The organism is Streptosporangium sp. G12 (genome assembly GCF_052983175.1).
This window is the reverse complement of record NZ_JBRIQO010000001.1, coordinates 463850-488750: the sequence shown is the minus strand read 5'-3', so window position 1 is coordinate 488750 and position 24901 is coordinate 463850. Positions and strand designations below refer to the sequence as shown.

General features: G+C 72.7%; 22 protein-coding genes. 17 read left to right on the top strand and 5 right to left on the bottom strand.

Annotation, left to right across the window (positions count from 1 at the left end; translation table 11 throughout):
- Positions 1 to 475 precede the first annotated feature (475 nt).
- From ACVCAG_RS02035 to ACVCAG_RS02025, 3 genes are all read left to right on the top strand, one after another.
- Positions 476 to 1186 carry an ATP-binding protein gene (locus ACVCAG_RS02035; RefSeq protein ID WP_440082008.1) on the top strand — a complete coding sequence of 237 codons (711 nt, stop codon included), beginning with the start codon at positions 476 to 478 and terminating at the stop codon, positions 1184 to 1186.
- 28 nt (positions 1187 to 1214) lie between these two features.
- Positions 1215 to 2423 carry an ATP-binding protein gene (locus tag ACVCAG_RS02030; RefSeq protein WP_447189383.1) on the top strand — a complete coding sequence of 403 codons (1209 nt, stop codon included), beginning with the start codon at positions 1215 to 1217 and terminating at the stop codon, positions 2421 to 2423.
- A gap of 269 nt (positions 2424 to 2692) precedes the next feature.
- Complete coding sequence (locus ACVCAG_RS02025) at positions 2693 to 3994, top strand: serine hydrolase domain-containing protein (RefSeq protein ID WP_447189382.1); 1302 nt, start codon at positions 2693 to 2695, stop codon at positions 3992 to 3994.
- A 94-nt stretch (positions 3995 to 4088) separates the two neighbouring features.
- On the opposite strand, the gene ACVCAG_RS02020 is transcribed toward ACVCAG_RS02025, so the two are convergent.
- Together ACVCAG_RS02020 and murA are read right to left on the bottom strand one after the other, a co-directional pair.
- Positions 4089 to 6395, bottom strand: coding sequence for a transglycosylase domain-containing protein (locus tag ACVCAG_RS02020; protein ID WP_440082011.1), 2307 nt, complete (start codon positions 6393 to 6395; stop codon positions 4089 to 4091).
- 52 nt (positions 6396 to 6447) lie between these two features.
- Positions 6448 to 7764 carry a UDP-N-acetylglucosamine 1-carboxyvinyltransferase gene (gene murA / locus ACVCAG_RS02015; RefSeq protein WP_440082012.1) on the bottom strand — a complete coding sequence of 439 codons (1317 nt, stop codon included), beginning with the start codon at positions 7762 to 7764 and terminating at the stop codon, positions 6448 to 6450.
- A 107-nt stretch (positions 7765 to 7871) separates the two neighbouring features.
- Here murA and ACVCAG_RS02010 point away from each other — a divergent pair, with 107 nt between their 5' ends.
- Positions 7872 to 8423, top strand: coding sequence for a hypothetical protein (locus ACVCAG_RS02010; protein WP_440082013.1), 552 nt, complete (start codon positions 7872 to 7874; stop codon positions 8421 to 8423).
- A gap of 30 nt (positions 8424 to 8453) precedes the next feature.
- On the opposite strand, the gene ACVCAG_RS02005 is transcribed toward ACVCAG_RS02010, so the two are convergent.
- Complete coding sequence (locus ACVCAG_RS02005) at positions 8454 to 9842, bottom strand: amidase (RefSeq protein ID WP_440082014.1); 1389 nt, start codon at positions 9840 to 9842, stop codon at positions 8454 to 8456.
- 136 nt (positions 9843 to 9978) lie between these two features.
- Positions 9979 to 10479: a Cys-tRNA(Pro) deacylase gene (ybaK, locus tag ACVCAG_RS02000; RefSeq protein ID WP_447189381.1), complete on the bottom strand. Its 501-nt coding sequence runs from the start codon at positions 10477 to 10479 to the stop codon at positions 9979 to 9981.
- A gap of 99 nt (positions 10480 to 10578) precedes the next feature.
- Here ybaK and hisD point away from each other — a divergent pair, with 99 nt between their 5' ends.
- The 8 genes from hisD (at position 10579) to hisF (ending at position 16561) form a co-directional block, all read left to right on the top strand.
- Positions 10579 to 11886: a histidinol dehydrogenase gene (gene hisD / locus ACVCAG_RS01995; protein ID WP_440082016.1), complete on the top strand. Its 1308-nt coding sequence runs from the start codon at positions 10579 to 10581 to the stop codon at positions 11884 to 11886.
- A gap of 209 nt (positions 11887 to 12095) precedes the next feature.
- Complete coding sequence (locus tag ACVCAG_RS01990; RefSeq protein ID WP_447189380.1) at positions 12096 to 13166, top strand: histidinol-phosphate transaminase; 1071 nt, start codon at positions 12096 to 12098, stop codon at positions 13164 to 13166.
- A gap of 5 nt (positions 13167 to 13171) precedes the next feature.
- Complete coding sequence (gene hisB, locus ACVCAG_RS01985) at positions 13172 to 13792, top strand: imidazoleglycerol-phosphate dehydratase HisB (protein WP_362842915.1); 621 nt, start codon at positions 13172 to 13174, stop codon at positions 13790 to 13792.
- A 49-nt stretch (positions 13793 to 13841) separates the two neighbouring features.
- Positions 13842 to 13997 carry a hypothetical protein gene (locus ACVCAG_RS01980; RefSeq protein WP_440065022.1) on the top strand — a complete coding sequence of 52 codons (156 nt, stop codon included), beginning with the start codon at positions 13842 to 13844 and terminating at the stop codon, positions 13995 to 13997.
- Positions 13994 to 14629, top strand: coding sequence for an imidazole glycerol phosphate synthase subunit HisH (hisH, locus tag ACVCAG_RS01975; RefSeq protein WP_440082018.1), 636 nt, complete (start codon positions 13994 to 13996; stop codon positions 14627 to 14629). The genes ACVCAG_RS01980 and hisH overlap by 4 nt, the downstream gene beginning before the upstream one ends.
- Before the next feature lie 82 nt (positions 14630 to 14711).
- Complete coding sequence (locus ACVCAG_RS01970) at positions 14712 to 15053, top strand: hypothetical protein (RefSeq protein WP_440065021.1); 342 nt, start codon at positions 14712 to 14714, stop codon at positions 15051 to 15053.
- Positions 15054 to 15057: 4 nt separating this feature from the next.
- Entirely contained in the window at positions 15058 to 15780 is a 723-nt protein-coding gene (gene priA / locus ACVCAG_RS01965) for a bifunctional 1-(5-phosphoribosyl)-5-((5-phosphoribosylamino)methylideneamino)imidazole-4-carboxamide isomerase/phosphoribosylanthranilate isomerase PriA (RefSeq protein WP_362842794.1), read from the top strand.
- Between the two features lie 10 nt (positions 15781 to 15790).
- Complete coding sequence (hisF, locus tag ACVCAG_RS01960) at positions 15791 to 16561, top strand: imidazole glycerol phosphate synthase subunit HisF (protein ID WP_447189379.1); 771 nt, start codon at positions 15791 to 15793, stop codon at positions 16559 to 16561.
- A gap of 24 nt (positions 16562 to 16585) precedes the next feature.
- Here hisF and ACVCAG_RS01955 read toward each other — a convergent pair whose 3' ends face one another.
- A complete protein-coding gene (locus ACVCAG_RS01955; RefSeq protein WP_440082019.1) occupies positions 16586 to 16993 on the bottom strand; it encodes a nuclear transport factor 2 family protein in 408 nt (135 codons plus the stop codon).
- 499 nt (positions 16994 to 17492) lie between these two features.
- On the opposite strand from ACVCAG_RS01955, the gene ACVCAG_RS01950 reads away from it, so the two are divergent.
- From ACVCAG_RS01950 to ACVCAG_RS01930, 5 genes are all read left to right on the top strand, one after another.
- Positions 17493 to 18674 (top strand): ricin-type beta-trefoil lectin domain protein, encoded by a 1182-nt coding sequence (locus tag ACVCAG_RS01950; protein ID WP_447189378.1) that lies wholly within the window; start codon positions 17493 to 17495, stop codon positions 18672 to 18674.
- Between the two features lie 472 nt (positions 18675 to 19146).
- Positions 19147 to 20745 (top strand): protein kinase domain-containing protein, encoded by a 1599-nt coding sequence (locus ACVCAG_RS01945; protein WP_447189432.1) that lies wholly within the window; start codon positions 19147 to 19149, stop codon positions 20743 to 20745.
- Positions 20742 to 23597: a BTAD domain-containing putative transcriptional regulator gene (locus tag ACVCAG_RS01940; RefSeq protein ID WP_447189377.1), complete on the top strand. Its 2856-nt coding sequence runs from the start codon at positions 20742 to 20744 to the stop codon at positions 23595 to 23597. The genes ACVCAG_RS01945 and ACVCAG_RS01940 overlap by 4 nt, the downstream gene beginning before the upstream one ends.
- A 76-nt stretch (positions 23598 to 23673) precedes the next feature.
- Positions 23674 to 24309 (top strand): hypothetical protein, encoded by a 636-nt coding sequence (locus ACVCAG_RS01935; RefSeq protein WP_447189376.1) that lies wholly within the window; start codon positions 23674 to 23676, stop codon positions 24307 to 24309.
- Positions 24293 to 24853 carry an OmpA family protein gene (locus ACVCAG_RS01930; RefSeq protein ID WP_440082023.1) on the top strand — a complete coding sequence of 187 codons (561 nt, stop codon included), beginning with the start codon at positions 24293 to 24295 and terminating at the stop codon, positions 24851 to 24853. Before ACVCAG_RS01935 ends, ACVCAG_RS01930 begins: the two co-directional genes overlap by 17 nt.
- Positions 24854 to 24901: the final 48 nt, after the last annotated feature.

Here is a 24901-nt window from a genome sequence, read left to right as displayed (position 1 = left end):
CGCGGCTCCCGCCGCCCGAGGGCACGGTGTGGACGACGAGCGTCAGGGACCGGCCGGGACCGATCACCGTCTGACGGCGCCACCCGCCACCACGATTGTTCGCGTACCTGTCACAGGACGATGACCTGCCCTGTCATGACTTATGACGGGCGGCGGCGCGTGTCCGGCGACAGAGGTTCGTCACGAACATCTGTGGTCCGCGGGACCGGCGTGATCGGGTCCATGCCGTGACGAAGCCCGCCGTGCAGGGCCCCGGGCGGTGGCCGCCCCACCGGACATCGCCGCCAACGGTGTGCCGCATCTGCCCCGCGACGGCTATCGGCTGGTATCTCCCACAAAATCGCATATCCCCCGCAAAATCGCTTGAAAGGAAGTCTGTGTCTTGACAGCACACTCAGGACCCCGTTTCGACCGTGGGGCTCCCCGCCAGGCTGGTGAAGGCCAGATTGCGCAGACGATCCGGATCCCCTCGGACATGGTGCGCGAGCTACAGCGCGAACTACAGAAAAAACAGCGTTTCGCGTCCGACGCCTCGCACGAGCTGCGCACGACGGTCGCGGGGCTGCGCACGGAGTTGGAGGAGGCCCGCCTGCATCCCGACGAGACCGACCTGTGCGACCTGCTCGCCAACGCGCTGAGGAACGTCGAGCGGCTGAACGCGATCATCACCGATATGCGCATCCTCGCCGAGATGGAGGCCGGCCCGCCCAACGAGCCGCAACGGCTCGATCTCGCCGAACTCGTCCATGACGAGATCGGCCGCAGGGCCGACTGCATCGCGGTCCGGCACCGGCTGGAAACCGGGGTGACCGTTGTGGCCATCCCGATCCGGATCAGCCGAGTGCTCACCAACCTGCTGGACAACGCCCAGCGGCACGCCCAGCAAATGATCGAGGTCCGGGTGAGCCGCGACGGCGACAGCGCCGAGCTGACGGTCACCGACGACGGCGAAGGAGTCGCGGAATCCGAACGAGAACGCATCTTCCAGCGCTTCACCCGTCTGCAGGCCGCGCGCCGGCTCGACCACACCGGCACCGGACTGGGTCTGGCCATCGCCCGCGACATCGCCCAGGCCCACATCGGCAGCCTGCACGTCCGGGAGGCCGAGAACGGCGGCGCGTGCTTCGTGCTGCGACTACCCCTGGCGGGTTCGGTTGCCCCGGTGGGCACACCGCTGGATCCATGAGCTCACCGAGCGTCGGAAGAGGACTCTGATGGCACACGACATCAACGTCGCCGCCCTGTTCACGGCCGTTTCCGGCCCCTGCCTGGTCATGACACTGGATATGATCATCTTGGCCGTCAACCAGACCTATCTTGACCTCTGCGGACGCCGGCGGGAGGACGTGCTGGGCCGGCATGTGTCCGACCCGTTCCCCCAGGACCGCACCGATCCCGGTCACCGGTGCGCGCTGCGGCACCTCGAAGCGTCGCTGGGCCAGGTTCGTGCGGCCGCCGAGGCGGTGACACCGCAGAAGCACGCCGCGGTGCCCTCCGGCGGCGCGCCCCGGAACCGGTACGGGAACATGATCGACTCTTCCGTCCTCGGCCCGGGCGGAGCGGTGATGCTGTTCGTCCACCGCACGCAGGAGGCGACCGGGCTCGGCCAACAACCCCCGCGTGCAGGTTCGCCTGTGCTCGGCCCGTGCTCGGGTGAGGAGGCGGCGGAGGCGGCGGAGGCGGCGGAGGCGCGGCTCTGCGCACGCTCCACGAAACTGCGGACGCTGAACGAGCAGGTCAGGGAGGCCCGAACGCACGCCGAGCAGGTACTGGACCGGCAACGTCAATTCGCCGCCGACGCCTCGCACGAGCTGCGTACGCCGCTCGCCGCGCTGCGCGTGCAAGTCGAGGCGGCGCAGCTGCACCCGGACGACGTCTGCCTGCCCGACCTGCTGGACCACGTGACGAACGACCTTGACCGGTTGGAGAGCATCGTCGACGACCTGCTCCTGCTGTCCACGATCGAGTCCGACCTCGACAGAACGCGGGAAGAAGTGGACCTGACCGCCCTGGTCGAGACGGCGGCGGCCCGGTGGACCGACGGTCATGACGTACGGCTCAACGTCGAGCCGGCGGTGACCGTGGAAGCCGCGCCCTGGCAGCTCTCCCGTTTGCTCGCCAACCTGCTGGACAACGCCCGGCGTCACGCCACCCGCAGGCTGAAGGTCGACCTGCGCCGCGCAGGCGGCCACGCGGAGCTGGCGGTGGCCGACGACGGAAAGGGAATCGCCCCGGCCGACCGCGAACGCGTGTTCCAGCGATTCGTCCGCCTGGACACCGCCCGCAGCCGCGGCTGCGGAGGCACCGGCCTGGGCCTGGCCATCGCCCGCGACATCGCCCAGGCCCACCGGGGCAGCCTGCACGTCGAGGACGTGACCGAGGGCGGCGCCTGCTTCGTGCTCCGCATCCCGCTCGTCCGCTAGAGCGTGCCGGACAGTTCGAGGTGGCGGAGCCGGAGCATCAGGGCGCCGGCGAGCCTGCCGAAGCGGGTGGCGATCGCTCGCCGCTGCTCAGTCCTGGCGCGGGAGCAGGGCGGCCCGGCTCGCCCGTCATGACATTTTGCATCGGAGCGCGCTCCCGGCCTTCGTCCTGGCGGACCAGAGACAGGTCGTCCGCGGTGAGGAGGGAGAAGCGGGCCGGAATTGCGATGATCGTCTTGTCGTATATTCCGGATCTGAGGAGCTGACAGCCGATGACTCTCGCGCGGTCTCCCCACCGCGGACGGACGATCGCCGGCCTCGGGTTGAGCGCGATACTCGTGACCTGGGCCGCCGCGCCTCCCGCGTCCGCCGGACCCGTCCCCGGGCCCGCGGTGCCGGCCGGTCAGGAGGCCGGGCTCGACCGCGAGGCGCTCCGGCGGAGCCTCGACGCGATCCACGAGGCCGGCATGTACGGCACCTACTCCGCCGTCCGGGACGGCGGCGCGCGATGGCTGGGGGCGGCGGGCGTCGCCGACGTGCGGACCCGGCGGCCCGTCCACCCCCGGATGGTCCACCGGGTGGGCAGCGTCACCAAGACCTTCACGGCCGTGGCGATCCTCCAGCAGGTCGGGCGGGGCCGCGTCGAGCTGGACGCGCCCGTCGCCCGCTATCTCCCCGGCCTGCTGCCGGACGAGCTCGGCCAGAAGATCACGGTCCGGATGCTGCTCAACCACACCAGCGGCATCGGCGACTACGTCGCGGGGGCCTTCCCCTCCCTCGTTCAGGGATCCCCGCAGAGTCTCGACGACCACCGGTTCCGCAGGATCAGCCCGCTGGAGCTGGTGAGGTTCGGGCTGGAGGCGCCGCGCACGGGCGAGCCGGGGCAGCTGTGGTCGTACTCCAACACCAACTACGTGATCGCCGGTCTGCTCCTGGAGAAGGTGACCGGCACCGGGGCGGAGGCGTACATCACCCGCCACGTGATTCGCGCGGCCGGGCTGCGCGACACGTCCTTCCCGCGTACACCGATCATCCCCGGGCCGCACTCCAAGGCGTACGAGGCGCTGTACGGCTACATCGACCCGCCGCGCGACTACAGCGTCTACGACATGTCGTGGGCGGGCACGGCGGGCGCCGTCGTCGCGACCATGGAGGACCTCAACCGCTTCTACCGGGAACTGCTGGGCGGCGGGCTGCTCGCCCCCGCGCAGCTTGCCCAGATGCGGACGACGGTGCCGGTCACCGACGCCCAGGGCAACGTCGTGATGAACTACGGTCTCGGCATCTACGCCCAGGACCTGCCCTGCGGCCGGTTCTGGGGCCACGACGGGGGAGTGTTCGGCATGGGCACGATCTCCATGTCCGGCGAGGACGGCCGGCGCCAGCTCTCCCTGGGGTTCAACCTCATGAAGTACCAGCAGCTCGACGCGAACGGTTACCCGCAGCCGCACGCGATCGACTACGCGATGGGCGACCACTTCGTCCGGGCGCTGTGCGGCCCGTCCGCGGCGGCGGCGAAGAGCGCCCGGCCTCCGGTGCTCCTCCCGACCCGGCAGGTGCTGGTCAAGCGCTGACGCGCCGGCCGGTCCATCAGGTGCTCACCGCCACCCGGGCGCCGGTTCGCCGGCCGCCCCCCGTCCCGGCGATGGGACGGGGGGCGGCCGGCGGTCAGCGCGGGCGGCCGCGGTACCGGCGGTGCGCGCCGTTGTCGCGGTATCGGCGCTCCCCCCGATACCGGCGCTCCTCCCGGTACGTGCGCTCCTCGCGGAAGCGGCGTCCGCGCTCCCCCCGGGCGCCGCGGTCCTCGCGCTCCCCCCGGGCGCCGCGACGCCTGCCGTCCTCGCCGTCCTCCTCGCGTTCCCTGGCCAGGGCCTCCTCCATGCCGGGGGTGAACCCGCCGCCGAACCGGCCCATGTCGGGGTGGTGGAAGCGGGTCTCGCGCGTACCGTCGAGAGCCGCCGACATCGACGAGACCCAGATCGGTCCCGGCAGGGAGGCCCCCTGGACCGCGCCGAAGTACTCGTCGCCGATCTCGACGTCGGTCAGCGGGTAGCGGTAGGAGCCCCGGATGTCGCCCACGCTGACCGCCGCGGCCAGGTCCGGGGTGTAGCCGGCGAACCAGGCCGACGTGTAGCCGTTGTTGGTGCCCGTCTTGCCCGCGGCCGGGCGACCGATGCTCTGGCCGGTCATGGTGCCCTTGGTGAACACCCCGGCCAGGAGGTGGTTGACCGCGTCGGCCACGTCGCGCTCGATCGCCCGCGCGCAGCTGGGCGGGATCTTGAAGCGCCTGCCGTCCCGCTCGACGATCTCGACGATGGCCATCGGGCGGCAGTAGCGGCCCCGCGCCCCGAACGCGGCGAACGCGGCCGCCACGGTCACCGGGTCCATCTCGTTCACGCCGAGGGTGAAGGTCGGCACCTCCCGCAGGGGGGTGCCGTCGGCGCGGGCGATGCCCATCGCCCTGGCGGTCGTGACGACCGGGCACAGGCCCACCCGCTGCTCCAGCATCATGTAGAAGATGTTCACCGACTTCCAGGTGCCGGTGGACAGGCTCTGCGGGCCGCCCTTGCCCTCGCCGCTCGCGTTGAAGATCTCCGCGCGAGGGTCGTTGACCTTGCGGCCCCGGCAGTCGGTGAAACCGCTGTCGGGTACGAAACTGCCGGGCGTCATGAAGCCCTGGTCGAACCGCCAGCCCTGGGCCAGCGCGGTCGCCAGGGTGAACACCTTGAACGTCGAGCCCGCCTGGAAGCCCTGGCCGCCGCCGTGCGCCATGTCGGCGACCAGGTTGTAGGTTGTGTCGGGGCCGGTGTTGCCGTTGCCGTTGTTGCTGCCGTACCTCTTGCTCGCCGCCATGGCCCGGATCCGCCCGGTGCCCGGCTGGATCATGGCCTCGGCCGCGACCTCGGTGTCCTTCCTGCCGACCCGCGCGGCGATGGCGCGTTCCGCCGCCCGCTGCGCCTTCGGCGCCAGGGTGGTGCGCAGCACGATGCCGCCCCTGGCCAGGCGGCGTTCCCGCTCCGCGCGGGTGTGGCCGAAGGCCCTGTTGGTCAGCAGCTCCCGGTGCACGTAGAGGCAGAAGTAGGGGTAGACGCTTCCCTGGCAGCCGCCGGGTTCGGGCTTGAGGCGGATGGCCAGCGGGCGCCTCTTGGCGGCCTCGGCCCGCGCCGGGGTGACGTACGACAGCTGGGCCATCCGGTCCAGGACGATGTCCCTGCGCTCGCGCAGCCGCTCCCTGCGCTTGACGTCCAGCGACGGGTCGGTGGCGTACGGCGTGCGGACCGCGCCGGCCAGCGTCGCCGCCTGGGGCAGGGTCAGCCGGGCGGCCGGGACCGAGAAGAACCGCTGGGCGGCGGCCTCCACCCCGAAGGCGCCCGCGCCGAAGTAGGCGATGTTGAGATAGCGCTCCAGGATCTCGGCCTTGCTGTACTTGCGCTCCATCGCCAGCGCGTACCGCAGCTCGTTGATCTTGCGCTGGATGCTGGGCGCGCGGGCCTGGGCCCGCTCGGTGTCGCTCTCGGAGTTCTCGACCAGGATGTTCTTCACGAGCTGCTGGGTGAGCGAGGACCCGCCCTGCCGCACCTCGCCCGCCTTGGTGTTGGTGACCAGGGCGCGCAGGGTGCCCTTGATGTCCAGGCCCGCGTGCTCGTAGAAACGCGAGTCCTCGATCGCCACGATCGCGTCACGCATGACGGGGGCGACCTGGGAGAGCGTCACCACCGTCCGGTTCTCCGTGTAGAACTGGGCGAACCGCTTGCCGTTCCTGTCCAGCAGCACGGTGCGCTGGGGGAGCGGGTTCTCCCGGGGGCTCGGGGGCAGGTCGGTGAGGGTCCTCGCGACGTTGTTGACGGTGAGCCCGGCCGTGCCGACCAGTGGCAGCGCGGCCAGGGCGGCCAGCAGCCCGCCGAACACCCCGCAGGCCACCAGCCCGCGCAGGCACGCGCCGGGACCACGTCTCACCTCTGGGCGCGATGTCACGCATAGTAACGTGCGACCAGGTGATCACCCACAAACACCCGATTGCCAATCCTTACCCGTTCTGCACCTTTTCTCGACTGATCTTCAGCCCGAGCGAGGCGAACTGCTCGAACGGCCGGTGGTAGCCCCGCTCGATGTGGTGCACCCCGCGCAGCGTGGAGGTGCCCTCGGCCGCGGCGGCGGCCAGCACGGCCGAGAACCCGGCCCGGATGTCGGGCAGCGTCACGTCGGCGCCGCTCAGCCTGGACACGCCGCGCACGACCGCCGAGTGCTTGGCGTTGGTGTCGTGGTAGCGGCAGGCGGGGCCGCCGAGGCAGACGTCGAACACCTCGATCTCGCAGCCCATCTTCTGCAGCGCGGGCACGTAGACCAGGCGGTTCTCGAACACCGTCTCGTGCAGCACCGACATGCCCTGGGCCTGCGTGAACAGCACCATCAGGGGGGTCTGCCAGTCGGTCATGAACCCCGGGTGCGTGTCGGTCTGCACCGCCGCGGCCCGCAGCCCGTGCGGCGCGGACGCCGACAGGTAGTCGTCGGTGATGTCGACCTCGGCGCCCATCCTGGCCAGGGTGGTGATCGCGGTCACCAGCCGGTCCTGCGGGCAGCCGTGCACCCGCACCTGCCCGCCGGTGATCAGACCGGCCGCCAGGTAGGAGAACGCCTCGATGCGGTCGCCGTTGAGCCAGGTGGAGGCGCCGTGCAGGCGCTCCACGCCCTCGATCACGATGCGCCGGTCGGGGCTCAGCTCGATGCGGGCGCCCATGCGCTGCAGGAACAGGGCGAGCTCCACTACCTCGGGCTCCATCGCCGCGCCCTTCAGCACGGTCTTGCCCTCGGCCAGCACCGCCGACATCAGGATCGTCTCGGTGGCTCCGACGCTGGGGTAGGGCAGCTCGATCCGGGTGCCGCGCAGCCGCTTGGCCTTGGCGTACACCCCCGTGTCGCTCACCTCGACCTCGGCGCCCATCGCGCGCAGCGCCTCGACGTGGAAGTCGACGGGCCGGCGGCCGATCGGATCGCCGCCCACCAGCGGCACGAACGCCTCGCCCGCCAGGTGCAGCAGCGGGCCGAGCATCAGGATCGGGATCCTGTTGAGACCGGTGAACGCCGCGGGGACGTGCGGGTTGATCTGCTTGCCCGGGGCGACGGAGATCTCCCCGGCGCTGATCTCCACGTCGATGCCGAGCGCCCGCAGCATCTGAGCGGTGATCCCCACCTCGCCCACGTCCGGGGCGTTCTGGATCGTGCTCTCACCGGTGCCCAGCATCGCGGCGACCATGTGCTTGGAGACGCCGTTCTTGGAGCCGCGGACCTCGACATCGCCGCGCAGCGGCCCGGAGGGTTCGATCAGCCATACCTCTTCATTCACCCCGCCAGAGTAACGGGATTCGGTCGAAGCCTCGGATGGCGCCGGGCCGAGGGCTATGTAACATCGGGCACATCTGCACAGAGGGTGAGGGAACCATGGTGCGCGGCATGCGTGACTTTGTGATCACCGTGCTGGTGCTCGCGCTGGCCGGGGTCGTCGCCGGGGTCCTGTGGTCGCTGGCGGCGCCGCGCGCCCCGTACGTCGCGACGAGCCGGGGACCGCTGCTGGCGGACCCCTCCACACAGGCGCTGATCGCCGCCGACGGCTGGTTCGCCGTGATCACCGGCGCGCTCGGGCTCGTCTGCGGAGCCGTCGGTTACAGCGTGTCGCGCGGGGGCCGGCCGCTGCCGGTGGTGATGGGCCTGGCCGCGGGCGGCCTGTGCGGCGCGTACCTGGCGCTGGTGGTCGGGGAGGCGGTCAACCTCGGGGCCGTGAGCGTCACCGCCTCGGGGACGTCCAGGCCGCTGATCGCGGGGCCGCTGGCGCTGACCGCCAAGGGGGTGCTGTTCGCGTGGCCGACGCTGGCGGCCGGTCTCTTCTTCGCCCTGGAGGGCATCGCGGGTTACCGCGACTCCCCGCTGCGCCGTCCGTTCGGCGGGAACGACCCCTACGGGCCGCTGTCGTCGTACGACATCAGCGGCCGGATCGGCGACCGGTAGGCGCCGATCCGGGGTCCGAGGGGGCCGGGGTCAGAGGGGCGGCCTGCGCGAGCTGTGGCCGGTGGCGCGCTCGAACGCGTGGGCCAGCCGCAGCACCGCCATGTCGGCGAAGGGACGCCCGATGATCTGCACGCCCACCGGCAGCCCGCCGGGGGTGAACCCGCACGGCACCGACGCCGCCGGGGTGTGCAGCACGCTGACCCAGTAGGCCGAGCGCATCCACGCCAGGTAGTCGGGCAGCGCCTCCCCGTTGATCTCCGAGACGTACGGGGCGTCCACCGGGAACGGCGGCACCTGGCTGACCGGCGCGATCAGGAAGTCGTAGGTGTCGAAGAAGGAGTTCATCCGCTGGTAGAGCCCGCTGCGCAGCCGCTCCGCGCGGGCCAGGTCGGCGCCGGTCACCTCGCGGCCCCGCTCGACGTTCCAGCGCACGTTCGCCCCCAGGCTCTCCGGCGGCAGGTCGCCGTAGGACAGCGCGTAGTACCACGCGCGGTAGATCCGGAAGGCGTCCTCGGCGGCGGACAGGTCCAGATCCACCCGCTCCACCCGCGCGCCCAGCCCCTCGAGGGCGGCCGGGGCGTCCGCGGTGACCTCGGCCGTCTCCGCGTCGACCGGCAGCCCGCCCAGGTCGGGGCTCCAGGCCACGCGCATCCCGGTCAGGTCGAGGTCCAGCGGCCCGGCGAAGGCGGAGCCGCTCCCGATGATCGACAGGGGGGAGGCGGCGTCGAACCCCGCCACCGCGCTCATCAGCAGCGCCAGGTCCTCCGCGGTACGGGCCATGGGGCCCGGCACGCCGAGGGTGAACCAGGCCGCGACGGGCGACGGGGAGGGGACCCGCCCCGGGGTGGGCCGCAGCCCCGCCACGTTGCAGAAGGAGGCCGGGTTGCGCAGCGAGCCGCCCATGTCGGAGCCGTCGGCCAGCGCCACCATGCCGGTCGCCAGCGCCGCCGCGGCCCCGCCGCTGCTGCCCCCGGCCGACCTCGACAGGTCGTAGGGGTTGCGGGTGGCGCCGAAGATCTCGTTCACGGTGTGCGAGCCGGTGCCGAACTCCGGGGTGTTGGTCTTGCCGACCGTGATCGCCCCGGCTTCGCGCATCCGCCGCACGATCGGCGCGTCGGTGTCGGGGACGTGGTCGGCGAAGATCGGGGAGCCGTACGTGGTGCGGATTCCCGCGGTGTCGGCCAGGTCCTTGTGCGCGACCGGCAGGCCGTGCAGCGGCCCCCGCCACCGGCCGCGGGCCAGGTCCCGGTCGGCCTCCTCGGCCTCCCGCCTGGCACGCTCGGCCACCAGCGTGACGATCGCGTTGACCTCCGGGTTGACCTCCTCGATCCGCCGCAGGTGCGCGTCGAGCAGCTCGACCGCACCGACCTGCCTGGTACGCAGCAGCTCGATCATCTCGGTGGCGGTCAAGTAGTGCATCTTCCCCCCGGATGTCCCTGGTCAGGTGTGTCCTGTCGTACCGAGTCTGACCGAATGTCACCGCGCGCCGCGTCGGCAACCTTCGACAGGACCTGGCGGGGGGAGCGGGTCCGTCTTGTGGGACCTCGCGAGGTGGTCAGCCGGGTTTTCCGATGGGGGCGGTGACGGCCTGGGTGAGCCGGACCAGCTCCGAGGGGGCGGTCTCGATCTGCAGCCCGCGCCGCCCGGCGGAGAAGTAGATCGTCGCGAAGCCGAGCGCGGAGGCGTCGACCACGGTCGGCAGGCGCCTGCGCTGCCCGAGGGGGCTGATGCCGCCGACCACGTAGCCGGTGACCCGCTCGACCTTGGCCGCGTCGGCCATCGTCGCCCGCTTGCTCCCCACTGCCGCCGCGAAGGCCTTGAGGTCGAGCTTGCCGGCCACCGGCACCACCGCGACGGCCAGCCCGCTCTCCACCTCGGCGACCAGGGTTTTGAAGATCTGCCCGTACGGCACTCCGAGGGCGTCGGCCGCCTCCTCGCCGTAGGCCTGCGCGTTCGCGTCGTGCTCGTAGGGGTGCAGGGTGAAATCGACCTTTGCCTGGGCCAGGGCCACCGTCGCGGGGGTTCCCTGCCCGCCCTTGCTCTTGCTCTTGCTCACCGGGGAAGCGTAGCGGCTGGTTAAAATCTACATAGTAAAGGCATCGTCCGGATGATGGACGGGACGATATCGGGTGGCGGACCTCCGTAGACTGAACGGGTGATTTCGCGTACCGACCTGCGAGGGCCTCTGCCCGAGGACCTTCGCGACGTGCTGCCCCGTGCCGACCTCGACGTCGAAGCCGCCCTGGAGAAGGTGCGGCCCATCTGCGAGGACGTGCATCATCGCGGGGTCGCCGCCGTGCGCGAGCTGACCGCCAGGTTCGAGGGGGTCGAGCTGGAGTCCACCCGGGTGTCCGCCGAGGCGATCACCGGGGCGCTGGAGAGGCTCGACCCGAAGGTCAGGGCGGCGCTGGAGGAGTCGATCCGCCGCACCCGCCTCGTCCACCGCGACCAGCGGCGCGCCGACGTCACCACCCAGGTCGTGCCCGGCGGCACCGTCACCGAGCGCTGGGTGCCCGTCGACCGCGTGGGGCTGTACGTCCCCGGCGGCCGGGCGGTCTACCCCTCCAGCGTGGTCATGAACGTCGTCCCCGCCCAGGAGGCGGGGGTGCCCTCCCTGGCGGTCTCCTCGCCCGCGCAGCGCGAGTTCGGCGGGCTGCCGCACCCGGCCATCCTGGCGGCGTGCGCGCTGCTCGGCGTGGACGAGGTCTACGCGGTCGGCGGCGCCCAGGCGGTGGCGATGTTCGCGTACGGCACCGAGGAGTGCCCGCCGGTCACCATGGTCACCGGCCCCGGCAGCATCTGGGTCGCCGCCGCCAAGCGTCTGCTCAAGGGGCGCATCGGCATCGACTCCGAGGCCGGTCCCACCGAGATCGCGATCCTCGCCGACTCCACGGCCGACCCCGTGCACGTCGCCGCCGACCTGATCAGCCAGGCCGAGCACGACACGATCGCCGCCGCCGTGCTCGTCACCGACTCGGTGGAGCTGGCCGAGGCCGTCGAGCGGGAGCTGCCCCGCCAGGTCGCCGCGACCAAGCACGCCGAGCGGATCACCGAGGCCCTGTCGGGGCGCCAGTCGGGCATCCTGCTGGTCGACGACATGGAGGCCGGGCTGCGCGTCGTCGACGCGTACGCCGCCGAGCACCTGGAGATCCACGCCGCCGGGGCGCACGCGCTCGCCGCCCGGGTGCGCAACGCCGGAGCGATCTTCGTCGGCTCCTACGCGCCGGTCTCGCTGGGCGACTACATGGCCGGCTCCAACCACGTGCTGCCCACCGGCGGCTGCGCCTGCCACTCCTCGGGACTGTCGGTGCAGACGTTCCTGCGCGGCATCCACGTCGTCGACTACAGCCGCGAGGCCCTCGCCGGTGCCGCCGCCCACGTGTGCGTGCTGGCCGACACCGAGGACCTCCCGGCGCACGGCGCGGCGATCCGCGCGCGATTCGACTGGGAGGTGCCCTCGTGAGGACCTCCCGGCCCGTGCTCACCGGGCGCGCGGCGATCCGCGCGCGATTCGACTGGGAGGTGCCCTCGTGAGGACCTCCCGGCCCGTGCTCACCGGGCGCGCGGCGATCCGCGCGCGATTCGACTGGGAGGTGCCCTCGTGAGGACCTCCCGGCCCGTGCTCACCGGGCGCGCGGCGATCCGCGCGCGATTCGACTGGGAGATTCCCTCGTGAGGCTCGAAGACCTGCCGATCCGCGACGACCTTCGGGGGCGCACGCCGTACGGTGCCCCCCAGATCGACGTCCCGGTCAGGCTCAACACCAACGAGAACCCCTACGGGCCCTCCGCGTCCCTGGTCGCCGGCCTGGCCGAGGCCGTACGCGCCCAGGCGGGCGAGCTCAACCGCTACCCCGACCGCGACGCGCTCGCCCTGCGCGGGGAGCTGGCCGCGTATCTGGGGCACGGCCTGGCCGTGGAGCGGGTCTGGGCGGCCAACGGCTCCAACGAGGTGCTCCAGCAGATCCTGCAGGCCTTCGGCGGCCACGGCCGCGTCGCGATGGGCTTCGAGCCCTCCTACTCGATGCACCCGATCATCACCACCGGCGCCTCGACCGAGTGGATCTCCGGGGCGCGCGAGGACGACTTCGGGATCGACCCGGACAAGGCCGTCGCCGCGATCGAGGAGCACCGGCCCGACGTCGTCTTCCTAACGTCGCCCAACAACCCGACCGGCACCGCCCTGGACCCGGCGGTGATCGCCAGGATCGTCGAGGCGGCGCCGGGCATGGTGGTGGTGGACGAGGCCTACTTCGAGTTCGCCCGCACCGGCACGCCGTCGGCGCTGACCCTGCTGCCGGACAACCCCCGGCTGATCGTCACGCGGACGATGTCCAAGGCGTTCGCCATGGCCGGGACCCGGCTCGGCTACCTGGCCGCCCATCCGGCGGTGATCGAGGCGCTGCTGCTGGTCCGGCTGCCGTACCACCTGTCCACGCTCACCCAGACGGCGGCGCGGGTCGCGCTCGCCCACGGCGCCGAGTTGCTCGGCGCGGTCGACGCGCTGCGGGCCGAGCGGGACGCCACGGTGGAGTGGCTGCGCGGCCGGGGGCTGACGGTCGCCGACTCGGACGCCAACTTCGTGCTGTTCGGGCTCTTCGAGGACCGGCACGCGGTGTGGCAGGGCCTGCTGGATCGCGGGGTGCTGATCCGCGAGGTGGGACCGCCCGAGTGGCTGAGAGTTTCGATCGGTACCCCCGAGGAGATGGCGGCGTTCCGCGCCGCCCTGGAGGAGATCCTGTGAGCAGCATCACCGGCGGCGCCGGTATCGAGACCGCGCCGCGTCGCGGTCGCGTCGAGCGTGTCACCAAGGAGACCTCGGTGCTGGTCGAGGTCGACCTCGACGGCACCGGGAACGTCGAGGTGTCCACCGGTGTCGGGTTCTTCGACCACATGCTGAACCAGCTCGGCAAGCACGGCCTGTTCGACCTGACGGTGAAGACCGAGGGCGACCTGCACATCGACGCCCACCACACGATCGAGGACACCTCGCTCGCGCTGGGAGCGGCGTTCCGCGAGGCTCTGGGCGACAAGTCGGGGCTGCGGAGGTTCGGCAACGCGTCCTGCCCGCTGGACGAGTCGCTCGCGGAGGTCACGGTCGACCTGTCGGGGCGCCCCTACCTGGTGCACAGCGAGCCCGAGGGCATGGCTCCCATGATCGGCCCGGAGTACGACACGACGATGACCAGGCACATCCTGGAGTCGTTCGTCGCCCAGGCCGCCATCTGCCTGCACGTGCGCGTCCCGTACGGCCGCAACGCCCACCACATCGTGGAGGCGCAGTTCAAGGCCCTGGCCAGGGCGTTGCGGGCGGCCTCGGAGCGCGACCCGCGTGCCACCGGGGTGCCCAGCACGAAGGGCGTGCTGTGACCGTTTCCCGTGCTGTGACCGTTTCCCGCGCGGGGAGGAGGACGCGCCGGTGAGTGACAACTGGACGGCCGTCGCGATGGCCTTCGTGGCCCTGTTCCTCGTCGGCGGGATCGTCTCATTCCTCAAACAGGGTCTGAGGAAGGGCGCGCTGCTGCTCGCCGCCCTCGCGGCCCTGGCGACCACGGCGGCGGTGCTCTGGTGGTGAAGAAGAAGGTAACCGTTCTCGACTACGGCTCGGGCAATCTCCGCTCGGCGGAGCGCGCGCTGGCCCGGGTCGGCGCGGAGGTCACGGTGACGGCCGACTACGAGGCCGCGATGGAGGCCGACGGCCTCGTCGTGCCGGGTGTGGGGGCGTTCGCCGCGTGCATGGCGGGGCTGCGCGCCGTGCGCGGCGAGCGGATCATCGCGCGGCGCCTGTCGGCCGGGCGGCCGGTCCTCGGCATCTGCGTCGGCATGCAGATCCTCTTCGAGACGGGCGTCGAGCACGGCGTCACGACCGAGGGCTGCGGGGAGTGGCCGGGCACGGTGGAGCGCCTGGAGGCTCCGGTCCTGCCCCACATGGGCTGGAACACGGTCAAGGCGCCCGCCGAGACCGTGTTGTTCGCCGGGCTCGACGCCGGCACGCGCTTCTACTTCGTGCACTCGTACGGCGTGCGCTCCTGGGAGCTCCAGGCGGGACCGGGTTTCGCCGATCCGCTGGTCACCTGGTCCGAGCACGGTGTGCCGTTCGTCGCGGCGGTGGAGAACGGCCCGCTGGCGGCCACCCAGTTCCACCCGGAGAAGTCGGGCGACGCCGGAGCGCAGCTGCTCACGAACTGGCTCGGGACCGTCACGTGATCTCGCGGGCCGCGGGTGGGTTTCCGGCCGGGGGTCCGGCCGGGGTCTCGTTCGGGTTTCCGGTGCGCCCGGTGGGTTCCCCATGAGCAAGGAGCGGGCCAGGCGCAGGGCCGAGCGGGAGGCCGAGCAGGCGCGCCAGGCGGCTCTGCGCGCCGAGCGGGAGGCGCGGCTGGCGCGCCGGCGCGAGCGGGTCGGCAGGGTGGTCGCGCTGCTGCCGGGCAGGCCCGTCCGCATCGTGTCCCAGGGCGGCATCATGGCCCGCCGCCGCCGGACGCAGAACGGTGTCGCGGCGGTGCTGTTCCTGATCGTCCAGGTGATCGTCTGGCTGCTGTGGTCCTCGTGGGCGGCCCGGTTCGGGGCTTTCGTTATCTCTTTGCTGTTCGTACCGCTTTTTCTCACCCTTGTCTTCGACCGGAGGTCTTGAACCGATGTCGCTTGAGCTGCTCCCCGCCGTGGACGTCGCCGACGGCCAGGCGGTCCGCCTGGTTCAGGGCGCGGCCGGCACCGAGACGTCGTACGGCGACCCCCTGTCCGCGGCACTCGCCTGGCAGGAGGCCGGTGCCGAGTGGATCCATCTGGTCGACCTCGACGCGGCCTTCGGCCGGGGCAGCAACCGCGAGCTGCTCGCCACCGTGGTCGGCGCGCTCGACGTCAACGTGGAGATGTCCGGCGGCATCCGTGACGACGCCTCCCTGGAGATCGCGCTGGCCACCGGCTGCCGCCGGGTGAACATCGGCACCGCGGCGCTGGAGAACCCCTCCTGGTGCTCCAAGATCATCGCTGAGTACGGTGACCGGATCGCGATCGGGCTGGACGTGCGGGGGACGACCCTGGCCGCCCGCGGCTGGACCCAGGAGGGCGGCGACCTGTGGGAGGTCCTCGCCCGCCTGGAGGGCGACGGCTGTCCCCGCTACGTCGTCACCGACGTCACCAAGGACGGCACGCTGCGCGGCCCCAACCTCGACCTGCTCCGCGAGGTCTGCTCCCGCACCGACAAGCCGGTGGTCGCCAGCGGCGGCGTCTCGTCCCTGGACGACCTGCGCGCCCTGGCCTCGCTGGTCCCGATCGGCGTCGAGGGGGCCATCGTGGGCAAGGCCCTGTACGCGCAGGCCTTCACCCTCGAAGACGCCCTCGCCGCCGTGAGTTCCTGAGGGGTTGCAGATGACTGTCGCGGTACGAGTGATTCCCTGCCTGGACGTGGACGCCGGGCGGGTGGTCAAGGGCGTCAACTTCGAGAACCTCCGCGACGCGGGCGACCCGGTCGAGCTGGCCCGCCGCTACGACGCGGAGGGGGCCGACGAGCTGACGTTCCTGGACATCACGGCCTCCAGCTCCGACCGGTCGACGATGTACGACGTGGTCAGCCGGACGGCCGAGCAGGTGTTCATCCCGCTGACCGTGGGCGGAGGGGTGCGCTCGGTCGAGGACGTCGACAGGCTGCTGCGGGCCGGTGCCGACAAGGTGGGCCTGAACACGGCGGCGATCACCCGGCCCGAGTTGCTGACCGAGGCGTCGCGGCGGTACGGGGCGCAGTGCATCGTGCTGTCGGTGGACGCCCGCCGGGTCGTCGACGGGCCGCCGACGCCGTCCGGTTTCGAGGTGACCACGCACGGCGGCCGCCGGGGCACCGGCATCGACGCGGTGGAGTGGGCTCGCCGGGGCGAGGAACTCGGGGTCGGCGAGATCCTGCTCAACTCCATGGACGGTGACGGCACCCGCGACGGCTACGACCTGGAGATGATCCGGGCCGTGCGTGCCGCGGTGTCGGTTCCGGTCATCGCCAGCGGCGGGGCCGGTTCCGTCGAGGACTTCCCTCCCGCGGTCGAGGCGGGGGCGGACGCGGTGCTGGCGGCGTCGGTGTTCCACTTCGGGCAGCTCAAGATCGGTGACGTCAAGGACGCGCTGCGGGGGGCGGGGCATCCGGTTCGCTGACGTCGTCGAGTGTCGCGGATGCCCTCACTCCACTTCCTCGGGTGCGAAGTAGTCGCGTAGCAGAGCGATCTTCCCGTCACGGAGGCGGAAGATCTGCACCAGCGACATGGTCGTGGGCCCGGCGCTTCCGTCGAAGGCGGTGTCGATCTCGGCGACGAACACGTCGGGGTCGGTGGTGGTGTGCAGCGCGTACCGACTCCCGGCCACGTTCAACGTGCGGTCGGTGCGCACCGGCCGCTTGTAGTACGCGGCCATCGCCTCGCGGATCTCCTCGCGCCCCTCAAGGCGCCTGGGATAGGGATGGCCGGCCGGGACGAGCGGCGCCTCGATGACGCCGTCCACGGTGAACAGCTCGGCCAGTGCCGCGGCGTTCCGGGTCATGGCTCCGGCCCGGACGTACCGCTCGAAGATCTCCTGGGGGGTTTCGGGCACAGCGTGCTCCTTCGCTCGGAGGGAAACGCGGGAATCGGCGCGATCCGGTCTGACGGCGGTGTTGCCGACCGTACCGGATCTGTACGCCTGATGATTTGCCGGCGTTACAGCGGGTTCATGGGCGACGTTCGGCGAGTGCGTTCTGCGGGTGGCTTTATGTCTCGCCCGCGACCTCGTCTGTCTCGGGGCGCCGTGTGGCGTGGTCCGCTTCCGCGTGGTCGAGCGCCTTGGCGGTACGCGATGGCCGGGCTCGGCCTGGTCGGCGTTGCGGAACCGCCGGTCGGGGCGAGGCGGGGCGGCGTATCGTGTGCTGTGCCGGAATGGTGACGGCCTCGGCCGGGTGATGTTGTCTCCGGCGATTTCTCGGACGTCCAGATTTCTCGGCTAATGATGTCAGGTGCGAGTATATATGCCTGTTCCAGCGGATTCCAGAAAGAAGAGAGGATTCGTATGGGATCGACGCTTTCTCAATATCGGGAAATGCGCGCTTGTTATTACTTTGGGCGACCTGTTCGTCAACTGGACGACCGGTGACGTCGAGTTCCGGGTCGGGTTCTTCCTCTGCGCGCTGATCCTGGCCGGAGTCCTGGCCTGGTGGCAGGAGCGGGATCGGGCCGGCCCTGAGGCGGGGGCGGGTCCGGAGGCGGGGGCGGTGGTGCCCGTGTCGTTCGGTGTGTCGCGGCAGGGCGCCGTCGTGCTCTGTGTCGCCGGGGCGGTGGCGGTCACGCTGGGGGGTGCGGTCGCCGTGTCCCGGTCGCTGTCCGCGCCCGACTTCGAGGCGCGGGGGGTCACGGTCGTCTCCCGGTTCGCGGTGGGACAGCCCATGGTCTACGGCGGCGAGTCGGTGAAGCGGGTCCGGATCGGCGAGTCACTGGCCTACAAGGAGCCGAAACCCGAACGCAGCTGGGATCTTCAGCCCGTCCGGCACGAGGGGATCCTGCACCACCGGATCGTCAACGTCGAATCGAGGCTCTGCCTGGACGTGGATGCCAGGCTCCCCCGCCAGTCCTCCTATCTCACCAACTCCCTGTGCGACGAAGCCTCTGACGGGCAACTGTGGCGTCTGATCGACGGCACCTCACAGGGCAGGATCGCCTCCTACGGCGGTGAACTCTGTATCGACATCGAGCAGGCGGTCCGCGATCCCGGGGTCGCACTGGTCCTGCGGAACTGTTCCGGCCGGGCCGGCCAGTACTGGCAGATCACCAAGGGCCTGCCGCCCGGCACGGGCAGCGCGATCGCCAGCGCCCAGAACGGGGACTGCGTCGACGTTCCCTTCACCGGCGGCCGGCTCCTGCGCTGGGACTGCCACGGCGAGTCCAACCAGGCGTTCACCTACCAGGAGGTCTCCCCGGGGCCGGGGACGTACGTGATCCGCAACGGGTCCGGCTGCGTGGTCCCCCAGGCGGGCGGCGACGCGGCGGGGGTCGTCCGGCGGCCGATCTGCCCGAGAGGGGACCCTCCGGCCGACGCGATCTGGGACTTCGGCGCGCGGGACACCAGGCGCGAGTGGCAGTACTGGGAGATCAGGCATCGCCTGACCGGCCGCTGCCTCCGGGTGGAGGGCGAGTCGCACGAGGCTGGAACGGAACTCACCCTCCGGGCCTGCGATCGCACGGACAACCACCAGCAGTGGCGCACCCCTCTATGGGCCCGCTACCCCGACGCGCCCCGCACGTGATCGGCCTGCGCGCGGCGGGAACGTGACGCACCGCCTTTCAGGCGAGGGTTCCGGGGTCGATCGTCAGGGGGACGGGGCCGGGCAGGGTGGCGGCGGTACCGGGGGCGGAGCTCGGAGCGGGTGTGGTTCGCGCTGCGGCGGGCCGGTGCTCCGGGCGGCCGTCGTGGCCGACGTCTGGTGATCTCGGCCTTCGGCCTGCTCGGGCGCACCGGTTGCGGGCTTCTTTCAAGCCGCCCGGAACACCGGCCCGCCTCCGCGCACGGCGGTTCCGTCCTGCGGGGGTGCGGGCCGTAGCCGCTTCGTTTCCGGCGGCCCAGGACGCGTTCCCGCGCTGAAGCCTTCGTGCGGGGTGGTTCGAGGGCTGGTCGCCGTAGCCGAAGCGCCCCCGGGGGAAGGAGTTCGGGGCTGAGCTCTTTGGCGTACAAAATGCCAGTGTGCGCGGATTTGACGGCATAAGGTGGCTCCGGTGAACATGATCGGCGGCTACGTGCTCAGGCGTGAGCTGGGCCAGGGCGGCATGGGCGTGGTGCACCTCGCCACGACCCCGACGGGGGGCCTGGCCGCGGTGAAGGTGATTCATCCGCAGCTGGCCCGCGACCCGGCCTTCCGGCGGCGTTTCGACCGCGAGGTCGCGGCGGCGCGCAGGGTGGCCAGGTTCTGCACCGCTCCCGTGCTCGACGCCGGGGTCGAGGACGGCGTCGCCTACCTCGTCACCGAGTACGTCAGGGGACCCGACCTGGCGCAGGCCGTACGCGAGCAGGGGCCGCTGACCGGTGCCAACCTGGAGGCGCTCGCGGTCGGGATCGCCACCGCGCTCCACGCGATCCACGGAGCGGGAGTGATCCACCGCGACCTGAAACCGTCGAACGTGCTGCTGTCGCCCCTCGGCCCGCGCGTGATCGACTTCGGCATCGCGCAACTCGTCGACACCCAGAGCCTGGCCAGCCAGACGATCCTGGGCACGCCGGCGTTCATGGCGCCCGAGCAGGTGCGCGGCGAGCCGCTGACGCCCGCGGCCGACGTCTACGCGTGGGGCGGGGTGATCGCGTTCGCCGGCACGGGACGGTTGCCGTTCGGCGGCGGCGCGCCGTCCGAGGTCCTCTACCGGATCGTCAACGAGGGACCGAACCTCGAGGGTCTCGACGAGCGCGTGCGTGCCGTCGTCGAGGGGGCCATGGCCAAGGACCCCGCGCGCCGGCCGAGCGCGCAGCGGCTGCTGGACGAGCTGGTCGGCGGCAGGCCGACCCCGGCGACGGCCAGTCAGGCCGTCGAGCGCGCCTGGACCGGCGGCGGAGACGAAGGCGGGGGCGGCAAAGAGGGCGCGCCAGGCGGACCGGCTGTGCCCGGGGAACCGGCCCCGCCCGGGGAACCGGCCCCGCCCGGGGAGCCGGGCGTGCCCGGGAGACCCGCCGGGGCCGGCGCGGCGACCGGGAGGCGGCGGTGGCCGTGGATCGCGGGTGCCGCCGCGCTCGTCGCGGTCCTGGCGGGCGGATGGACGTTCTACGCCGGTCTCGGCACGTCCGCGTCGTCCTACCGGGCCGGCTTCGCCGACTCCTGGGCCGTCGGCGCGTCCGACGGCGGCAGGGCACGGCTGGACGGCGAGACCTACCGGCTGACCGCCAACCCCGGGTGGCGGCTGTGGAAGTCGGCCCCCTTCTCCGAGGGGTCGGCCGGGGGCGTCGTGGTCAGCTCCAGAATGCGGCTGGAGGGGGGCTCGGGGGAGTTCGGCGTGTGGTGCCGCGGCGACGTGGGCACCGGCGACCGCTACGAGTTCGCGGTGACCGCCTCGGGCGAGGCCTCGATCGTCAAGCGGCGCGGCGGGCGGGGCGTCGTCCTGCACGGACCGGTGCGGATGGGGAAGGCGGCCGACAACCGTGTCGTCGCCCGGTGCGCGCAGCGGGGTGAGCGGGTCGTCCTCGGCATGTGGCTCAACGAGGAGCCGGTGGGGGAGGCCGCCGACGCGGAGGACCCCTACGGCCCGGGGGCCACCGGCGTCTACGCGGCGCCGGACGCGGCCACGCCCGTCCGGGTCGGGTTCCACACGTTCGAGGTCCGCCCGGCGGAGGGATGAACGTGCGGTTCGGCGTGCTGGGAACACTGCGGGTCGTCGAGGGGGAACGTGACCTGACGCCCGGCCCCGCCAAGCACCGCACGCTCCTGGCCGCCCTGTCGCTGAGGCCGGGACGCACGCTGACCGTCGACCGGCTGATCGCCGAGGTGTGGGGCGAGGAGCCGCCCGCCTCGGCGGAACCGGTGCTGCGGGTGTACGTCAGCGCACTGCGCAAGGTGGTCGGCGGGATCCGCACCGTGCCCGGCGGCTACCTCCTCGACGTCGATCCCGACGAGGTGGACGCGCACAGGTTCGAGCGCCTGGTGAGCGCGGGCCGGCGGGCCAGGGACGCGGGCAGGACCGCCGAGGCGGCCGACGGCCTGCGCGCCGCCCTGGCACTGTGGCGGGGGCCCGCGCTGGCCGATGTCGACTCGGCCGAACTGCGGCGGGCGTACGCCCTGCCGCTGGAGGAGCTGCGGCTGACCGCTCTCGAGGAGCGCGTCGAGCTGGACGTGGCGCTCGGCCGCGGCGCCGAGGTGACGGGGGAGCTGCGCGCGCTCGTGGCCTCGCACCCCCTGCGGGAGCGGGCGTGGGCGCAGCTCGTCCTCGCGCTCGGTCAGGCGGGGCGCAGGTCGGAGGCGTTGGGCGCCTACCGGGAGGCGCGGCGGCTGCTCGTCGGGGAGCTCGGCCTCGAGCCGGGTCCCGAGCTGCGGGAGGCGCACGAGCGCGTGCTGGCGGGGGGCGCTTCCGCGCGGGCCCTGCCGAACGAACCGGCGGGGGGCGCTCCCGCGCGGGCCGTGCCGAACGAGACACCGCCCGACGTCGCCGACTTCACCGGGCGCGAGCACGCGCTGGAGTGGATCCGCCGGTCCGTGCCCGTCGCCGGGACCGCGCCCGTCCACCTGGTGCTGCACGGTCCCGCGGGGACGGGCAAGTCCGCGCTGGCGGTTCACGCGGCCGCCGGGCTCGACTTTCCCGGCGGGCGGCTGCACGCCTCGCTCGGTGCCAGGACGCCGGGCGCGGTGCTGGAGGACCTGCTGCGCTCGCTCGGCTGCCCGGAGGGGGCGGTGCCGCCCGGCCTGGCCGAGCGGACGCGCCTCTACCGCAGCATGGTGAGCGGCCGGCGGCTGCTGGTGGTGCTGGACGACGCGGCCGACGAGGCTCAGGTGCGCCCGCTGCTGCCCGCGGGGCCCGGCTGCATGACGCTGGTGACCAGCCGCTCGCCGCTGTCCGGCCTGGAGGCGGCGCGCGCCTTCGAGCTCGGCGTGTTCGACGCGGACGAGTCCGTGGAGATGCTGGCGCGGGTGGCGGGGGAGCGGCGGGTGCGGGCCGAGCCGCGGGCGGCCGCGCGGATCGCGACGCTGTGCGGGGGGCTGCCGCTGGCGCTGAGGATCGCCGGTTCCAGGCTCGCGCGGCGGCCGAGCTGGACGCTGGAGCACCTGGCGGGACGTCTGGAGGACGAGCGCGGCCGCCTCGACGAGCTCAGCGCGGGGGACCTGGCCGTGCGCGGCAGCCTGGCGCTCGGCTACCGCGCGCTCTCGGAGCGGGAACGGCTGCTGCTGCGCCGTCTCGGCGCGCTGTCCGCGCCGCACGTCGCCCCGTGGGCGGCCACCGCCGTTCTCGGGGAGTCCGCCGGTCGTTTGCTGGAGGCGCTGGCCGAGGCGGGTCTGCTGCGGGCACGCGGGCTCGACGCGAGCGGCCAGGAGAGGTACGACTGGCATGACCTGACCAGGCTCTACGCCGCCGAGCGGCTGGCCGCGGAGGAGGGGCCGCCCGCCCGGGTCCTCGCCGCGGCCGCCGGGGAGATCCTCGACCGCGCCCGGCGCGCCAGGGCACTGCTCCTGCCCGCCGAACCGGGCTCCGGCCGGACCGTGGCCCGTACGGCGGAGCAGGCCGCGGACCTGGACACCGCGCGGCTGCGGGAGTCGGCCCGCTGGCTCGCCGCCGAACGGGGCTTCCTCGTCGCGACCGTCGCCGACCTCCAGCGGGCCGGCCTGGACGAGGCGACCTGGCGGCTGGCCTTCTACCTGACCCCGTTCCTCGAACTGGGCGCGCACCGCGAGGACTGGCACGCGGTCGTGCGGCTCGGCCTGCGGGCCGCGCGGCGCACCGGCCACCGCCACGGCGAGGCGCTGCTGCTGCGCTCCCTGGCCGACCTGCACCGTACGGAGGGCCGTCTGGAGGAGGCCGCCGACCTCCTGCGGCGTGCGCTTCCGCTGGCGGAGGCGCACGAGGTGCCCCGTACCCGCCACCGGCTCGGCCTGGTACGCCTCGCCCAGGGACGGCTCCCGGAGGCGGAGGCCTGCTTCGTGGCCTGCCTGGCCGCGTTCTCGGCGGCGGGAGACCGGCGCGGCAGGGCCGACGCGCTGCGCGCGCTCGGCGGGGCGCGGCAGGCCGAGGACCTGCTGCACGGGAGCCTCGCGGCCTACCGCGAACTGGGCGATCCGCGCGGCGAGGCGGCCGTCTCGCTCGACCTCGCCGGGCTCCACCTCGACCGGAAACGTCCCTCGGAGGCGCGCGAGCGGGCCGAACGCGGTCTCGGTCTGGCCAGGCGCCTGGGGGACCGGCTCCCCGAGGCCGCGGGACTGGTGCTCATCGCCAGGGTGGCCCTGGCCGAGGGACGGCCCGACGCCGCCCGCGGGGCCGCGGAGGAGGCGCTGGGGACGTTCCGCGAGTACGCGGACCGCCGGGGCGTCGCGCGGGCGCTGCTGACCCTGGCGGCGGCCCTGCTGGATCTCGATGAGGTGGCTGAGGCGGTTGATGCCGTATCGGACGCTGTGGGAGAGTTTGACGCTCTTGGTGACCGGCACGGCCTCACCGAGGCCGAAGAGCTCGCCCGTGAGGCGTCGCGGCGCCGTGGCCTGCGCGTATAGCGCGCTATGCGAGTCCTGAAGGTGGCCCGCGTACGGTCGGGCTCGATGCGATCCACGACGGGCGGAGAAGGACGAGATGCGAAGAGGGTTCACACCGGGGGCGGTCGCGGTGGTGCTGGCGGCCACGTTGAGCGGCTGCGGGATGCTTCCCGGGCAGCAGGGGGGCGGCGGGGAGGAGCGGGTGACGACGACGCTGGAGGTCGCGGACCCCGTTGACACCGCGAAGCCGACGGAGGCCACGGCGACGACGGGGGCCGGCGATCCCGCCGAGCCCTCCGGGCAGGCGGACGCGCCCGCCGAGAGCGAGCGGGTGATCGCCCGCAAGAAGGTCAAGGCGAGTGGCGCCGACCTGACCGTGGAGATCACCGGCATCCGGCGCCAGGGCCGGCTCTCCACGCTGACCTGGACGGTCACCAACAACGGTGACGAGCGGTGGCAGATGAACAGCGACATGGGCGACACCCCGGGCGGTCTCGGCCTGACCGTGGCCGGGGTCAGCCTGGTCGACCCGGTCAACGGCAAGCGGTACGTCGTCGCGCGCACCGGGAGGTACCCGAAGGCCAAGTGCCTGTGCTCCGAGTACGACGTGTTCACCGAGGCCGGTGAGGTGCTGTCCCTGCACGCCACGTTCGCCGCTCCTCCGCCGGACGTCACGAAGATCAATGTGGACCTCAAGGTGCTGGGTGTGTTCACCGATGTCCCGATCTCCTGAACGCCTCACGGCCCTGGCACTCGGGCTCGCCCTGGCCGCTGGCCCCGCGACGGCCGCGTGGGCGGATCCGGGAGGCGACATCACGGCCGGGGTGGAGGACGTCGTCGCCCCCGTCGAGGACGTCGTCGCCGAGGTGGAGTCGCTCGACGGCGCCGAGAGCGAGGCGCGGCAGGGCGAGCAGGTCACCGTGGCGATCGCCGGCGACGTGCTGTTCGCCCTCGACAGGGCCGTGCTGACACCGCGGGCGCGGCAGCGGCTGGGGCGGGTCGCCGCGAAGGTCCGGGCGGACTCCGCGGGCGGGACGGTCAGGATCGAGGGGCACACCGACGACCAGGGCGACGACGCCTACAACACCGCGCTGTCGCTCAGGCGGGCGCAGGCCGTGCGGCAGTCCCTCCAGGGGACGTTGACGGGGGTGGTCTTCCAGGTCGCGGGCTTCGGCGAGAGGCGGCCCCGGGTGCCCAACGTCGTCCAGGGGCGGCCGCTGGAGGAGAACCGGGCCAAGAACCGGAGAGTGGAGATCGTCTTCACCGCCAGAGGGTGATGATCCTTGGGGGTACGCCGAGCGGCTTCCGGGATGCTTCGCGGTTGA

Bases quoted from the DNA above. Each gene is read 5' to 3' on its own strand.
- ACVCAG_RS02035 (WP_440082008.1), top strand. From the start codon at position 476: ATGGTGCGCGAGCTACAGCGCGAACTACAGAAAAAACAGCGTTTCGCG.
- ACVCAG_RS02030 (WP_447189383.1), top strand. From the start codon at position 1,215: ATGGCACACGACATCAACGTCGCCGCCCTGTTCACGGCCGTTTCCGGC.
- ACVCAG_RS02025 (WP_447189382.1), top strand. From the start codon at position 2,693: ATGACTCTCGCGCGGTCTCCCCACCGCGGACGGACGATCGCCGGCCTC.
- ACVCAG_RS02010 (WP_440082013.1), top strand. From the start codon at position 7,872: ATGCGTGACTTTGTGATCACCGTGCTGGTGCTCGCGCTGGCCGGGGTC.
- ACVCAG_RS02005 (WP_440082014.1), bottom strand. From the start codon at position 9,842: ATGCACTACTTGACCGCCACCGAGATGATCGAGCTGCTGCGTACCAGG.
- ACVCAG_RS01970 (WP_440065021.1), top strand. From the start codon at position 14,712: ATGAGCAAGGAGCGGGCCAGGCGCAGGGCCGAGCGGGAGGCCGAGCAG.
- priA (WP_362842794.1), top strand. From the start codon at position 15,058: ATGTCGCTTGAGCTGCTCCCCGCCGTGGACGTCGCCGACGGCCAGGCG.
- hisF (WP_447189379.1), top strand. From the start codon at position 15,791: ATGACTGTCGCGGTACGAGTGATTCCCTGCCTGGACGTGGACGCCGGG.
- ACVCAG_RS01945 (WP_447189432.1), top strand. From the start codon at position 19,147: ATGATCGGCGGCTACGTGCTCAGGCGTGAGCTGGGCCAGGGCGGCATG.
- ACVCAG_RS01940 (WP_447189377.1), top strand. From the start codon at position 20,742: ATGAACGTGCGGTTCGGCGTGCTGGGAACACTGCGGGTCGTCGAGGGG.
- ACVCAG_RS01935 (WP_447189376.1), top strand. From the start codon at position 23,674: ATGCGAAGAGGGTTCACACCGGGGGCGGTCGCGGTGGTGCTGGCGGCC.
- ACVCAG_RS01930 (WP_440082023.1), top strand. From the start codon at position 24,293: ATGTCCCGATCTCCTGAACGCCTCACGGCCCTGGCACTCGGGCTCGCC.